General features: G+C 69.3%; 12 protein-coding genes, 1 tRNA gene and 1 pseudogene. 3 read left to right on the top strand and 11 right to left on the bottom strand.

All coding sequences use genetic code 11. From position 1 onward, the window contains the following. From IE250_RS18235 to IE250_RS18220, 4 genes and pseudogenes are all read right to left on the bottom strand, one after another. Nucleotides 1–456, bottom strand: a pseudogene (locus tag IE250_RS18235) (hypothetical protein); the annotation flags it as partial. Nucleotides 457–732: 276 nt separating this feature from the next. After that, nucleotides 733–1,203 (bottom strand): GNAT family N-acetyltransferase, encoded by a 471-nt coding sequence (locus tag IE250_RS18230; protein WP_189670681.1) that lies wholly within the window; start codon nucleotides 1,201–1,203, stop codon nucleotides 733–735. Continuing rightward, nucleotides 1,200–1,718, bottom strand: a complete 519-nt coding sequence (locus IE250_RS18225; RefSeq protein WP_189670680.1) for a hypothetical protein — start codon at nucleotides 1,716–1,718, stop codon at nucleotides 1,200–1,202. Before IE250_RS18225 ends, IE250_RS18230 begins: the two co-directional genes overlap by 4 nt. A 332-nt stretch (nucleotides 1,719–2,050) precedes the next feature. Then, the gene (locus tag IE250_RS18220) at nucleotides 2,051–2,503 is read right to left on the bottom strand and encodes a hypothetical protein (protein WP_189670679.1); all 453 of its coding nucleotides are present in this window, start codon (nucleotides 2,501–2,503) and stop codon (nucleotides 2,051–2,053) included. A 237-nt stretch (nucleotides 2,504–2,740) separates the two neighbouring features. Here IE250_RS18220 and IE250_RS18215 point away from each other — a divergent pair, with 237 nt between their 5' ends. After that, nucleotides 2,741–3,136: a tyrosine-type recombinase/integrase gene (locus tag IE250_RS18215; RefSeq protein WP_229872566.1), complete on the top strand. Its 396-nt coding sequence runs from the start codon at nucleotides 2,741–2,743 to the stop codon at nucleotides 3,134–3,136. Between the two features lie 99 nt (nucleotides 3,137–3,235). On the opposite strand, the gene IE250_RS18210 is transcribed toward IE250_RS18215, so the two are convergent. The 3 genes from IE250_RS18210 to sp36 form a co-directional block, all read right to left on the bottom strand. Then, nucleotides 3,236–3,312 (bottom strand) — tRNA-Pro (locus IE250_RS18210). Between the two features lie 132 nt (nucleotides 3,313–3,444). Beyond that, the gene (locus IE250_RS18205) at nucleotides 3,445–3,912 is read right to left on the bottom strand and encodes a RidA family protein (protein ID WP_189670678.1); all 468 of its coding nucleotides are present in this window, start codon (nucleotides 3,910–3,912) and stop codon (nucleotides 3,445–3,447) included. Then, nucleotides 3,909–4,076, bottom strand: coding sequence for a Sp36 family protein (gene sp36, locus IE250_RS18200; protein WP_020017885.1), 168 nt, complete (start codon nucleotides 4,074–4,076; stop codon nucleotides 3,909–3,911). Before sp36 ends, IE250_RS18205 begins: the two co-directional genes overlap by 4 nt. Nucleotides 4,077–4,184: 108 nt before the next feature. Here sp36 and IE250_RS18195 point away from each other — a divergent pair, with 108 nt between their 5' ends. Beyond that, complete coding sequence (locus IE250_RS18195) at nucleotides 4,185–6,581, top strand: transglycosylase domain-containing protein (protein ID WP_229872565.1); 2,397 nt, start codon at nucleotides 4,185–4,187, stop codon at nucleotides 6,579–6,581. A 3-nt stretch (nucleotides 6,582–6,584) separates the two neighbouring features. Then, nucleotides 6,585–7,523 carry a metallophosphoesterase gene (locus IE250_RS18190; RefSeq protein WP_189670677.1) on the top strand — a complete coding sequence of 313 codons (939 nt, stop codon included), beginning with the start codon at nucleotides 6,585–6,587 and terminating at the stop codon, nucleotides 7,521–7,523. A gap of 33 nt (nucleotides 7,524–7,556) precedes the next feature. Here the strand turns inward: IE250_RS18190 and IE250_RS18185 are convergent, their stop codons facing one another. From IE250_RS18185 to IE250_RS18170, 4 genes are all read right to left on the bottom strand, one after another. Beyond that, the gene (locus tag IE250_RS18185; RefSeq protein ID WP_308434160.1) at nucleotides 7,557–8,234 is read right to left on the bottom strand and encodes a Crp/Fnr family transcriptional regulator; all 678 of its coding nucleotides are present in this window, start codon (nucleotides 8,232–8,234) and stop codon (nucleotides 7,557–7,559) included. A 240-nt stretch (nucleotides 8,235–8,474) separates the two neighbouring features. Then, complete coding sequence (locus tag IE250_RS18180; RefSeq protein WP_189670675.1) at nucleotides 8,475–9,590, bottom strand: bifunctional 2-methylcitrate synthase/citrate synthase; 1,116 nt, start codon at nucleotides 9,588–9,590, stop codon at nucleotides 8,475–8,477. A gap of 31 nt (nucleotides 9,591–9,621) precedes the next feature. Continuing rightward, on the bottom strand, nucleotides 9,622–10,527 hold the full coding sequence (gene prpB, locus IE250_RS18175) for a methylisocitrate lyase (protein ID WP_189670674.1): 906 nt from the start codon (nucleotides 10,525–10,527) through the stop codon (nucleotides 9,622–9,624). After that, nucleotides 10,527–12,059: an MmgE/PrpD family protein gene (locus tag IE250_RS18170; RefSeq protein WP_189670673.1), complete on the bottom strand. Its 1,533-nt coding sequence runs from the start codon at nucleotides 12,057–12,059 to the stop codon at nucleotides 10,527–10,529. Before IE250_RS18170 ends, prpB begins: the two co-directional genes overlap by 1 nt. Between the last annotated feature and the right edge of the window lie 18 nt (nucleotides 12,060–12,077).

Below are 12,077 nucleotides of genomic sequence, written 5' to 3'. Positions count from 1 at the left end.
CCGCCTCGTACCCATCCCGGCCAGCCCCGGAAGACCCGCAGGCCCGCAGATCTCCTCGTCGACCCGGGCGCGGTCCTCCGCCGAGAGATGCGACGTCTCCCGCACCATCAGCGTCGCCCGCCACGCCGACAACACACCGGTGCGCAGCGCGTCGAACGTGAACGGCATACCGGTCACCCACACCCGCGCCGTGCCCAGAAACGATGCGCCCGTGTGCGGGCTGGACTGCATCGCCGCACCGACCTGGTTGGGTACACCGCGGCCGCGCCGCTGCGCGCCGATGCCCTGCTTGGCCTCGTCGGACTTCGTGGCCGCCTCCAGCGCCACGGCCAGCCGCGCCTGGGTGGCGGTCACCGTGTTCTTCATGGCTTCGAGCTCTCCGAGCAGGTCCACCCACTCGGCCAGCACCTGCCTCGACCCAGGGCCGCCCGTGTCCGTGCCGCCCGGCAGGATCATGGTGGCCAGGTGCTCGCGCAGCGCCCGGACGTCCGCTACACGGACGACCGCGCCGCTGCCCGAGGGCAGCGGCGACCCGAGAGGCTCGTCGCCTCCTCCTGGTGCACCACCGTCTGATGTCATGCGATCAACATATGGCACACCTGTTCGGACTGCTCGTCGAACAACCCTCATCTGCTGACGGCAGAATCGACGGCACCCGAGGTGTTCTCCCGGCCGCTCTGGTCGTTGGTCAGGCACCGCCGAGCATCTCTGAGGCTCCCGAGGGGCGACGCCCTATGAGACCGACAGCGAGTAACGCCGCTTCTCTTTCGCGGTGGCGCCCATGCGGTCGTAGAACCTGATGGCGTCGCTGTTCCACGGCGGGGTCTGCCACTGGACCTCGCCGAGGCCCAGCGCCCGCGCCTCGGCCAGCACGGCGTTCACGAGCATCGGGCCGATCCCGAGTCCTCGGTTGCCCTCCCGTACGAACAGGCAGTCCATATGGAGGTACTCCGCCCCGTCCCAGGTGGACAGCTCTGGCGCGCACGAGGCGTAGCCGACGAGTGCACTGCTGTCCCGCTCGGCGACGAAGCAACGCAGGCGGGGAGTCGCCGTGCCGAACAGCAGCGTCTCCAACCGCTGGGCCAGGTCGGCGGGAGGCGGGGCCGCCTGCTCGTACCTGGTGTGCTCGGTCGCCATCCGGGCGACGTCCGGAAGGTCGGCCGGACCCACGTGCCGGACCCGAACGGCCGCGGGGGCCGTCATCGAACCTCGCCCTCGATCACGGCACCGCGCCAGGCAGCGAGCCGCTGGTCAAGCGTGCCGACGCCTTGCAGCACGTGCTCGCTGAACGCGTCTCGTTCGTGTGCCAGGACCGCCGCTTCCCACACGCACGGTGCCAGGCCCGATCTGCCCGGCCGCAGCTTGGCGGGCTCCCCGACCGGACCGGTGAAGACAGCGAGGTCGGACATGTATCCCTCGATCCAGGTGTGCACCAGGATGTAGTCGCCATCGCCACCGGCGTGGATCAGCAGTACGGCGAGCCCGAGCGAGCCCCGAAGGCGGGACGTCGAGAGATGGTCGGTCGCGACCTGGAGCGCCGCCTCGACGAGTTCGTCCGTCGCGCTGCGCCCGGGTGCCTCGATCACATAGGGCTTCAGCAGGTGTCCCGCGATCTCCTGACCGGCCAAGGAGCGCACGGTACGAGCATGGTGGCCATCGGCCAGTGCCAGCAGCTCGTCAGGGTTGCCGAGGAGTTGCGCCGTTCTGAAATCAGTCATGCCCCATGATGCACGTCTGCCAGGGGTTAATGCCGAAAGGCCCTCCGGCTCAGCGTTTATGCTGGTCAGAGGGCCTTTTCACATGGTCGGGGTGACAGGATTTGAACCTGCGACCTCTTCGTCCCGAAGGCACTCGGGGCTGTCTGGATGGGACTTCAAGCCTTTAGAGACCGTCCCAGTTCGTCTGGCGGCATCCTGCCGAGGCTCAGCCCGTAGTCCCCCAGTTGGTCCCTCGGCGTTGGCGGATCGCTGCCCCCTAGGAGGACTTGAGCCGGCACACCCTCGACAACTAAGTTGCTGTAGTTGCACCGTGCGGATCCGCGCCCGCGCCACTATCCGGCGTCGCCCTCCATGCCGCCGCTGTCGATGTTGTCCCAGCCCGGCCGGTCGATCTCGTGCCGCCGCGGCTTCTCCAGCACCCGTACCCCGTCGTCCAGGGTGAGGGTACCCTCCATGAGGACGACCAGCGGAACCATCAGGCCGGCCCCCACGAGAAAGCCTGCCGTCTTCGCGCCGGCGATGAAGGTGGCGGCCCCGGCCGCGGCCAGCCCGACGGCCGCGGCGAAGCACAGCAGCACGAGCCGGACCCGGTGCCGGCGGATGGCGCGGACGCTGAGGACGGCGACCGGTACCGCCTGCGCGCACACCGCGCAGGTGACCTCGAGCTCCGCGCGGCCGTCGTCGGGCTGTCGGCGGCCGATCGGCACCCCGCCCTCGCGCGAGGTGCCGCGGTGGACCAGCCGGGCCTTGGAGCGCGGCACGTAGTACGGGCTGTCGCGGTTCACCCGTCCAAGTTTAGGCCGACGGCGATGCGTGAGATCGAGGCGCAGGGCAGCCCGGTGATTACCGAGTATCGGCGCGTGCGCAGTGGGCGTCCGGCATCGGTCCACGCTGCTGGCTCACGGACTGGTCACCGACCTGGGCGCCGCGTTTGAACTGAACGACAGGTCGTCGAGGAGGGGGCGCTAACCGTTGGCATTCCTAGCGTCGTCTACTTGCGCACCCAAGCCGTCAATAATTCGTTGAGCATCAACGATGTTGCGCAGTGCGGTCTCGTACCTCCGCAGGACCGGGCGCAGATCCTTGCTCATGACGCCGCCAACGTCCGGCGGGCTCTGCGTAGTGCGCTGCGGCTCGTTCCCGGCATCGTCCCCGGCGAGTGGGCGCCGCGCGAACTGCGGCACTCGTTCACCTCGATCATGTCGGAAGAGAAGGTGCCCCTGGAAGAGATTGCTCGCGTGCTCGGGCACTCCGGCACGGCGGTCACGGAGAAGGTCTACCGGCACGAGCTGCGGCCGGTGATCGAGACCGGCGCGACCGTCATGGATCGAGTCTTCACGGTCGAGGAGGTCGGCCCGGGCTGGCACATGCAACCGCTGTTCGGGGTGCAGGAAGCCGAGGGACCGAAGAGCGCCTAGTCCCTCAGTTAGTCCCCCGGCGGGCTAACAGCGGGAAGCTCTAGAGAAACGGCAAGGCCCTCCGACACAGCATTTCTGCTGGTCAGAGGGCCTTTTCCATGGTCGGGGTGACAGGATTTGAACCTGCGACCTCTTCGTCCCGAACGAAGCGCGCTACCAAGCTGCGCCACACCCCGATGGAGTCCACCGCGCATCAGGCACGAAGCCTTTCCGCGGAAGCCTGCTCAGAATAGCCGACGCACGGCCCGGAACGGAAACCGAATCCAGAGTGGGTCCGGTCACGCCCGTTCCGGGCCGGAGCGAAGGCGTTACGCCAGCTCGACGACGAGCTCCAGCTCGACCGGAGAGTCCAGCGGAAGGACCGCCACGCCGACGGCGGAGCGGGCGTGCCGGCCGGCGTCGCCGAAGATCTCGCCGAGCACGTCGGAGGCCCCGTTGATCACGGTGGGCTGGCCGGTGAAGGACGGGTCGCTCGCGACGAAGCCGACCACCTTCACGATGCGAGAGATCGAGTCGAGGGACCCGGTCACCGACCGGACGGCTGCCAGTGCATTGAGGGCGCAGGTGCGGGCGTAGCCCGCGGCGTCCTCGGGCGAGACCAGACCCTCGCCGTCGCCGACCTTGCCGGTGGCCGGCAGGGCGCCCTCCGAGAAGGGCAGCTGCCCGGACGTGTAGACGTAGCGGCCGGTCTGGACCGCCGGCACGTACGCCGCGACCGGTGCCGCTACCGCGGGGAGCTTGATGCCCAGCTCGGCGAGGCGCTGCTCGTGGCTCATGCATCACCGCCCGTGGGGCGCTTCAGGTAGGCGACGAGCCCGGTGCCGTCAGGCCCGGGAACCACCTGCACGAGCTCCCAGCCGTCCGAGCCCCATTGGTCGAGGATCGCCTTGGTGTTGTGAATGAGGAGGGGGATCGTCGCGTACTCCCACTTCGTTGCCATGGCGTCGATGCTAGCCCCGATCGGCGACGGCGATTCCGCACGAGACCTGCACACGGGTGCGGCCTGGTTTCGACGCGCCCTGTCAGGGACAGCCCGTAACCTGGGCTCATGGCCATGGCGAACCCTCGCGTGCCGCGCCGGATCACTCGGACCATTCCCGCGGCACAGCTCATCGGACTCCTCCTCGCATTCGTGCTCACCGCTGGTGCTGGTGGCGTGATCGCGGCGGGACTGGTGATTCCGCTCGCTGCGGGTGTGGACACCACGGTCGACACGGGCGTCGAGATCTTCGAAGAAGTGCCCGACGAGCTTGTTCCGGGGCCGCTGTCCGAGCAGTCGCAGATCTACGCGAGCGACAACAAGACCAAGCTGGCCACGTTCTACGCGCAGAACCGCATCGTCGTGCCGCTCGACAGGGTGTCGGACCACATGAAGAACGCCGTGATCGCCATCGAGGACGAGCGCTTCTTCACGCACGGCGGCGTCGACCCCGAGGGCATCTCGCGCGCCGCGCTGCAGAACTTCGGTGGCGGTGACACGCAGGGTGCGTCGACGCTCACCCAGCAGTACGTGAAGAACGTCCTCATCGAAGAGGCCGACCGGTCCGGCAACACCTTCGGCGTCCTGGAGGCCCGCGAGGACTCGCTCACGCGAAAGCTCCGCGAGGCGAAGCTCGCGATCGCGATCGAGAAGGAGATGTCCAAGGACGAGATCCTGCAGGGCTATCTCAACATCGCGCAGTTCGGCGTGAGCGTCTACGGCGTCGAGACGGCCTCGCAGCACTACTTCGACAAGTCCGCGAAGGACCTGTCCGTCGTCGAGGCCGCCACGATCGCCGGCATCACCAAGGCGCCCAGCCAGTTCGACCCGGTGGAGAACCCCAAGGAAGCCGTGGTCCGTCGCAATCTCGTGATCGGCAAGATGTGGCAGCTCGGCTACATCTCCACGGAGGAGCGGGACGAGGCGATGGCGACGAAGCTGTCGGCGACTCTCGACGTCCAGCCCATCGAGGTCGGCTGCGACGCCGCGGGCGGCGCCGCCTCCTTCTGCGACTACGTGATCAAGGAGATCATGGCCAGCCCCGAGTTCGGGGAGACAAAGACCGACCGCTATGACCTCCTGTACCGCGGGGGCCTGCGGATCGTCACGACGCTGGACCTGAAGATGCAGAGGGCCGCCGAGAAGACGATCGTCGCGGCGGTTCCTGGCGACAACGGCTACGACCTCGAGGCGGCAGTCACGTCTGTCGAGCCGGGCACCGGGCAGATCAAGTCGATGGCGCAGAACATCCCGTACAACGCGAGAGCGGAGTCGACTCCGGGCACGACGGCGCAAAACTACTCGGCCGACTACATGCACGGGAACTCACGTGGGTTCCAGGTGGGCTCCAACTTCAAGCCGTTCGTCCTCGCCGAGTGGCTGCGCAGCGGGCGGCAGCTCTACGACCCGGTCAGCGCCAACGGCTTCTCGGCCAACGAGACGAGCTTCAAGGCCGATGGCTGCGTCCACGCCTTCACGAACCAGAACTGGGGCGTGTCGAACGTCGACGGGTCCGCCAGCGGGACGGTGAGCGTGCTCCAGGGCACCTTCCAGTCGCTGAACACGGTCTACGCCCGGATGTCGCAGCAGCTCGACCTCTGCAACGTGCAGAAGACGGCATGGGACGTGGGCTTCCGGCCGATGACGTCAAGCATGACGCACGAGGGCGCGGGAGGAATCTTCCGGACGATCGACAAACCCGAGCAGCGTGACATCGACGTGCTGGCGTCGATGACCCTCGGGACGCAGGCCTCGACACCGATCAACCAGGCATCGGCGTACGCGACATTCGCCTCAGGTGGTACCTACTGCGACCCGATCGCGATCCTCGAGGTCAAGGACACGGACGGCAAGAAGCTGAAGGTGCCGTCCGCGGACTGCAGGCAGACGCTCGAGCCCAACGTCGCCAGCACGGTTGCCTTCGCGATGACGAAGGTCTTCCAGTCGCCGCCGACGTGGGGCACAGCATGGCAGCTGAGCCCCGGGCTTGCGGACGGGCGCCCGGTGGCCGGCAAGACCGGTACGACGAACGACGCGATGCAGAGCTGGTTCACGGGGTACACGCCCAACCTCTCCACGTCGGTCTGGGTGGGTGAGGCCAGCGGCAACGTCCCGCACATGAACGTGTTCCTGCCGGCGCAGACCTGGTACGACAGCTCACCCGAGGCCGGTCCGATGTACGGCGGCACGATCGCCGCGCCGACGTGGCGTCGCTACATGGACCTTGCGGTCGCCGACCTGCCGAAGGTCGCCTTCCCCGCTCCCGACCCCAACCTCGTCGGCAAGGCGCCGGCTCCTCCGAAGCCGGAAAAGGACGACAAGGGTGGCGACGACGGCGGTGACTCCGGCGACAGCGGCGGCGACTCCGGCGACGGCGGCGACAGCGGCGGCGACTCCGGTGGTGACGCCACGACCGATGGCGGCGACAGCGGCGACAATCGCGGCGGCAACAACGGGAACGACTGATCCATGGGGACGCTGGGTAACGTCGGCAAGGCGCTAGGGATCGCCGGGGGCGTTGTGGTCGCAGGGCTGGCCTACGCGCATCTGGAGACCAAGCTCTTCCGTGTGCGGCGGGCGACCATGCCGGTGCTGCCTCCAGGGCAGCGGCCGATCCGGGTGCTCCACGTCTCGGACCTGCACCTCACCCCGAGCCAGCGCACCAAGCAGGCCTGGGTCCGGTCGCTGGCCGCCCTCGAGCCCGACCTCGTGATCAACACGGGGGACAACTTCGGGCACGAGAAGTCGCTCGCCCCGCTGCTCGACGTCCTGGGCCAGCTGATGGACGTGCCCGGCGCGTTCGTCATGGGCTCGAACGACTACCACGCGCCGACATTCAAGAACCCGGCTCGTTACCTGCTCCCGGATGCCCGTGTGGTGCGCGAGGACAAGGTGGCCCTGCCCACGGAGTCCCTCACCAAGGCGTTCACCGACGCCGGCTGGGTGGACCTGGACAACAGCCGGGGCCTCGTCGAGCTGCGCGACGGCCGCACGATCGGCCTCGTCGGCATGGACGACCCGCACCTCGACCGCGACATCATGCCCGAGCCGGGTCGCGCGCCTGGTGAGGAGGACGCCGTGCTGCGCCTCGGCGTCGTGCACGCGCCGTACAAGCGGGTCCTGAACCAGCTGAAGGACGACGGCGTCGACGCGATCATCGCCGGACACACGCACGGCGGGCAGCTCTGCCTGCCGTTCTACGGGGCGCTCGTGACGAACTGCGACCTGGATCGCCGCAGGGCGTCCGGCCTGCACGGCTGGCCGGGCGCTCGCCCCGACCGCGAGGGCGGCGAGGACTCGACCTGGCTGCACGTCTCCGCGGGCGCCGGAACCTCGCCCTACGCCCAGGTCCGCTTCGCGTGCCGCCCGGAGGCGACGCTCTTGACGCTGACCGCGTCGCCGAAGTAGAACCCTGGCCAGAGTTCTACTTCGGCGAAGGGCTCAGCGGGCCCGGCGCTCCAGGCGGTCGAGGTCCAGCAGCACCACGGCCCGGCCCTCGCGGCGGACCCAGCCGCGGGTCGCGAAGTCGGCCAGGGCCTTGTTCACGGTCTCGCGTGAGGCGCCGACGAGCTGCGCCAGCTCTTCCTGCGTGAGGTCGTGCGCCACGCGGATGCCGTCGTCGTTGGGCTCGCCGAAGCGGGTCGACAGGTCCAGCAGGGCCTTGGCCACGCGACCCGGGACATCGGAGAACACGAGGTCCGCGAGCGTCTCGTTGGTGCGGCGGAGGCGGCGGGCAAGCGCGCCCAGCAGCTGGGTGGCGACGCCCGGGTGGTCGGCGATCCACTTCACGAGCGACTCGTGACGCAGCTCGTAGACAACGGAGTCCGACACGGACGAGGCGGACGCGGTGCGGGGACCCGGGTCGAACAGGGAGAGCTCACCGAACATCTCGCCGGGACCGAGGATCGACAGCAGGTTCTCGCGGCCGTCACTCGACCGGCGACCCAGCTTGATCTTGCCCTGCGCGATGACGTAGAGCCGGTCGCCCGGTTCGCCCTCGCGGAAGAGCACGTCACCCCGGACCAGCTCCACGGGCACCATGGACTCGAAGAGCGCGCGCGTCTCCTCGCCTTCCATGTCCGCGAAGAGGGGGGCAGAGAGTACGACTTCGTCGTCCACCAGTGGTGTCCTCACGTGTCGGGGACTTTCGTCCATAGTCTTTTCCACCTCTCAGTCTGCCTCAATGTCACGGGATTGCCGGATCATCGGTCTCTCTCGTGGCGTCCGCGTGGCGTACGGCCCGCAGCGATCGTCTGCATCACGCGGGATATCGGCCTTGCCCGGTGCGTAGTAGGACGCCCGTCCATGAATCCTAGGGGGTGACCCCTAGGACCTGGGAACAGGCGCCCTGCGTATTCGTCAGGGGACCTCGCGCTGCTCCGGCCCCACGTACTCGCACACCGGGCGGATCAGCGAGTTCGCGGCCCGCTGCTCCATGACGTGCGCGGTCCAGCCCGTGATGCGGGAGGCCACGAACAGCGGCGTGAAGATGTTCGTGTCGAACCCCATCAGGTGATACGCCGGGCCGGCCGGGTAGTCGAGATTCGGCTTGATGTTCTTGCGGCTCGCCATGGCGTTCTCGAGGGTGTTGTACAGGTCGAGCACGTCGGTCTGGCCGTAGTGCTCGGCGAGGTCGGCGAGCACGGCCCGCATGGTCGGCACGCGTGAGTCGCCGTGCTTGTAGACCCGGTGGCCGAACCCCATGATCTTCTTCTTGTTCGCCAGGGCTTCGTCGAGCCAGGCCTCGGCCTTGTCGGCCGAGCCGATCTCCTCGAACGTGGCCTGCACGGCCTCGTTCGCGCCGCCGTGCAGGGGGCCCTTGAGGGCGCCGATGGCGCCCGTGACGGCGGAGTGCAGGTCGGCGAGCGTCGAGGTGATGACGCGCGCGGTGAACGTGGACGCGTTGAACGAGTGCTCCGCGTACAGGACCATCGAGGCCTCGAAGGCCTGCACGACGGCGGGCTCCGCCTCCTCGCCGAACGCCATCCACAGGAAGTTCGCGGAGTAGCCGAGGTCCTCGCGCGGGGGCACGAGATCCTGGCCGCGGCGGCGGCGCTGGTCCAGCGCGACGACGGAGGGCAGGACCGCCCACAGCCGCAGCGCCTTGGCGAGCTCCGCCTCGACCGAGGAGTCCTCGGCCTGCGGGTCGTGCGCGCCCAGGATCGAGACCGCGGTGCGGCACACGTCCATGGGGTGGCAGTCGGTGGGCAGCTCGAGGATCGCGTCGCGGACGTTGTCCGGCAGCTCGCGATGCACGCGCTCGGTCGCCGTCTGCTCGCTCAGCTGCGCCGACGTCGGCAGGTCGCCGTGCCAGAGCAGGTAGGCGACCTCCTCGAACGTCTTCTTCGCGGCCAGCTCCTGCACCGGGTAGCCCCGGTACAGCAGGGAGTTGGTCTCGGGGTTGACCTTCGAGATCGCCGACGTATCGGCGACGACGCCGGCCAGGCCCTTGCGGATCTCCGTTGTCTCGGTCATGCGCACTCCTTCGTGTCCGGGCCCGACCAGGTCAGGGCTTGTAGGTGAAGACGTCACTGTCGAAGTGGTTGTAGGCCGCGTAGTCGGTGAGCTCGTAGAGCCGTGCGCGGGTCTGCATCTGCGGCACCAGCTCCGCCTGGGTGCCCGACGCCGCGATCTGGTCCAGCGCGCGCTCCGCGGCACCCATCGCGATGCGCAGCAGGGTCACGGGGTAGATCACGAGCTGCGCTCCGGCGTCGTGCAGCTGCTTGGCGGTGAAGAGCTCGGACTTGCCGAACTCCGTCATGTTCGCGAGCACGGGGACGTCGAGCGCCGAGGCGACGGCCTCGAACTCCGAGAGGTCCCGCATCGCTTCGGGAAAGATCGCGTCCGCCCCGGCGTCGACCAGGGCCTTGGCGCGGTCGACAGCGAGCCGCAGGCCGCGCTCGCCCGGCTCCGTGCCGCGCACGTCGGTGCGCGCCATGACCAGGAAGTCGGGGTCGCGACGGCCGTCGACGGCGGCCCGGATGCGGCGGACGGCGTCGCCGAGCCCGACGACCTCCTTGCCGTCCAGGTGACCGCACCGCTTGGGGTTGACCTGGTCCTCGATGTGGATGCCGGCCACTCCGGCGTCCTCCATGGTCTGCACCGTGCGGGCCACGTTCATGGGCTCGCCGAACCCGGTGTCGGCGTCGGCGAGCACGGGGAGGTCGGTGACCCGGGCGATCTGCGCGGCCCGGCCGGCCACCTCCGTCAGGGTGGTCAGGCCGATGTCGGGCAGCCCGAGGTCCGCGGAGAGCACGGCGCCCGAGACGTAGACGCCGTCGAACCCCTTGTCCTGGATCAGCTTGGCGCTGAGCGGGTTGAACGCCCCCGGGAGCTGCAGGATGTCCGGCCCGGCGAGGGCCTCGCGGAACGCGCGGCGCTTGGCCGCGGCGGTGAGCTTCGAGTAGAGCATCAGCGCCTCCCCAGCTCGAAGAGGCCCGTCGGGGCCTGCACGGCGTCCAGCACACCAGGGGCCGCGACGATCGTGAGCTCGCGGACCTCGGCGGGGGTGAGCTCGGGCAGGCGCTCGGCCAGGCCCAGGAAGCGCTCGATCTCGGCGTCCTCCAGGACGCCGGCGGCGAGGGTGCGGAACTTGCCGACGTAGTTCTCGCGGGCGAACGGGCGAGCGCCGAGGGGATGGGCGTCTGCGACGGCGATCTCGCGGACCACCGTCTCCCCGCTCGTGAGCGTGATCTCGACGCGGCCGCCGAACGCCTTCTCGCCCGGGTCGGTCGAGTGGTATCGGCGGGTCCACTCCGGGTCCTCGGCTGTGGTGACCTTGCGCCACAGCTCGACGGTGTCGGGGCGCTGGGCGCGCTCCGGGGCGTAGGAGTCCACGTGGTGCCAGCCGCCGTCCTGCAGCGCGACGGTGAAGATGTAGGGGACCGAGTGGTCGAGGGTCTCGCGCGACGCCGTCGGGTCGTACTTCTGCGGGTCGTTCGCCCCCGAGCCGATCACGTAGTGCGTGTGGTGGCTGGTGTGCAGCACGATGCGCCGGATGTTCGCCGGATCACGCAGCTCAGGGCGCTCGTTGCCCAGCGCGCGAGCCATGTCGATGATGGCCTGAGCCTGGTACTCCGCGGAGTGCTCCTTGGTGTACGTGTCGAGGATGCCGGTGCGCGGCTCGCCGAGGTCCGGGAGCACGACGGAGTACGCGGCGTCGGGCCCGTCCAGGAGCCAGGCCACCACGCCGTCCTCGCCCTCGTAGATGGGCTCGGGGGAGGTCTGGCCGCGCATCGCGCGGTCCACCGACTCCACGGCGAGCTTGCCCGCGAAGGCCGGGGCGTGCGCCTTCCACGTGGAGATCTGGCCCTTGCGGCTCTGCCGCGTGGCCGTCGTGGTGTGCAGGGCCTGGCCGATCGCCTGGAACACCGTCTCGATGTCCAGGCCCAGCAGGGTGCCGATACCGGCCGCCGCCGACGGGCCGAGGTGGGCCACGTGGTCGATCTTGTGCTTGTGCAGGCTGATCGTCCGGACCAGGTCCACCTGGATCTCGTAGCCGGTCACGATGCCGCGGACCAGGTCCCGGCCGGTGCGGCCGGCGTGCTGGGCCACGGCGAGGATCGGAGGGATGTTGTCGCCCGGGTGGGAGTACTCGGCGGCGAGGAACGTGTCGTGGAAGTCGAGCTCACGCACGGCGACGCCGTTGGCCCAGGCGGCCCACTCGGGGCTCGCCGTGGCCGCGGGGTCCAGGCCGAAGACGGCGGAACCGGGCGTGTAGGGGTGCGCCTGGGCCTGCGATCGAGCGGCGACGGCGGGTCCGCGCGTGAGGCTGGCCGCCGCGACCGCGGCGTTGTCGATCACACGGTTGATCACCATCTCGGTGACCTCGGCGGTGGGCTCGACGGCGTCCGTGGCGAGCTCCGCGAGCTTCCAGGCGAGCTGGTCGGTGCGCTTCAGCGGCTCGGCAGACGGGTAGACGCGGAGGTGGTGCGTGTACGGCATGGTGACTCTTCCTCGATT

The sequence above is a fragment of the Promicromonospora soli genome (assembly GCF_014653785.1).
In the GTDB taxonomy this organism is placed as follows: Bacteria; Actinomycetota; Actinomycetes; order Actinomycetales; family Cellulomonadaceae; genus Promicromonospora; species Promicromonospora soli.
This window is presented reverse-complemented; position numbering and strand designations above follow the sequence as displayed.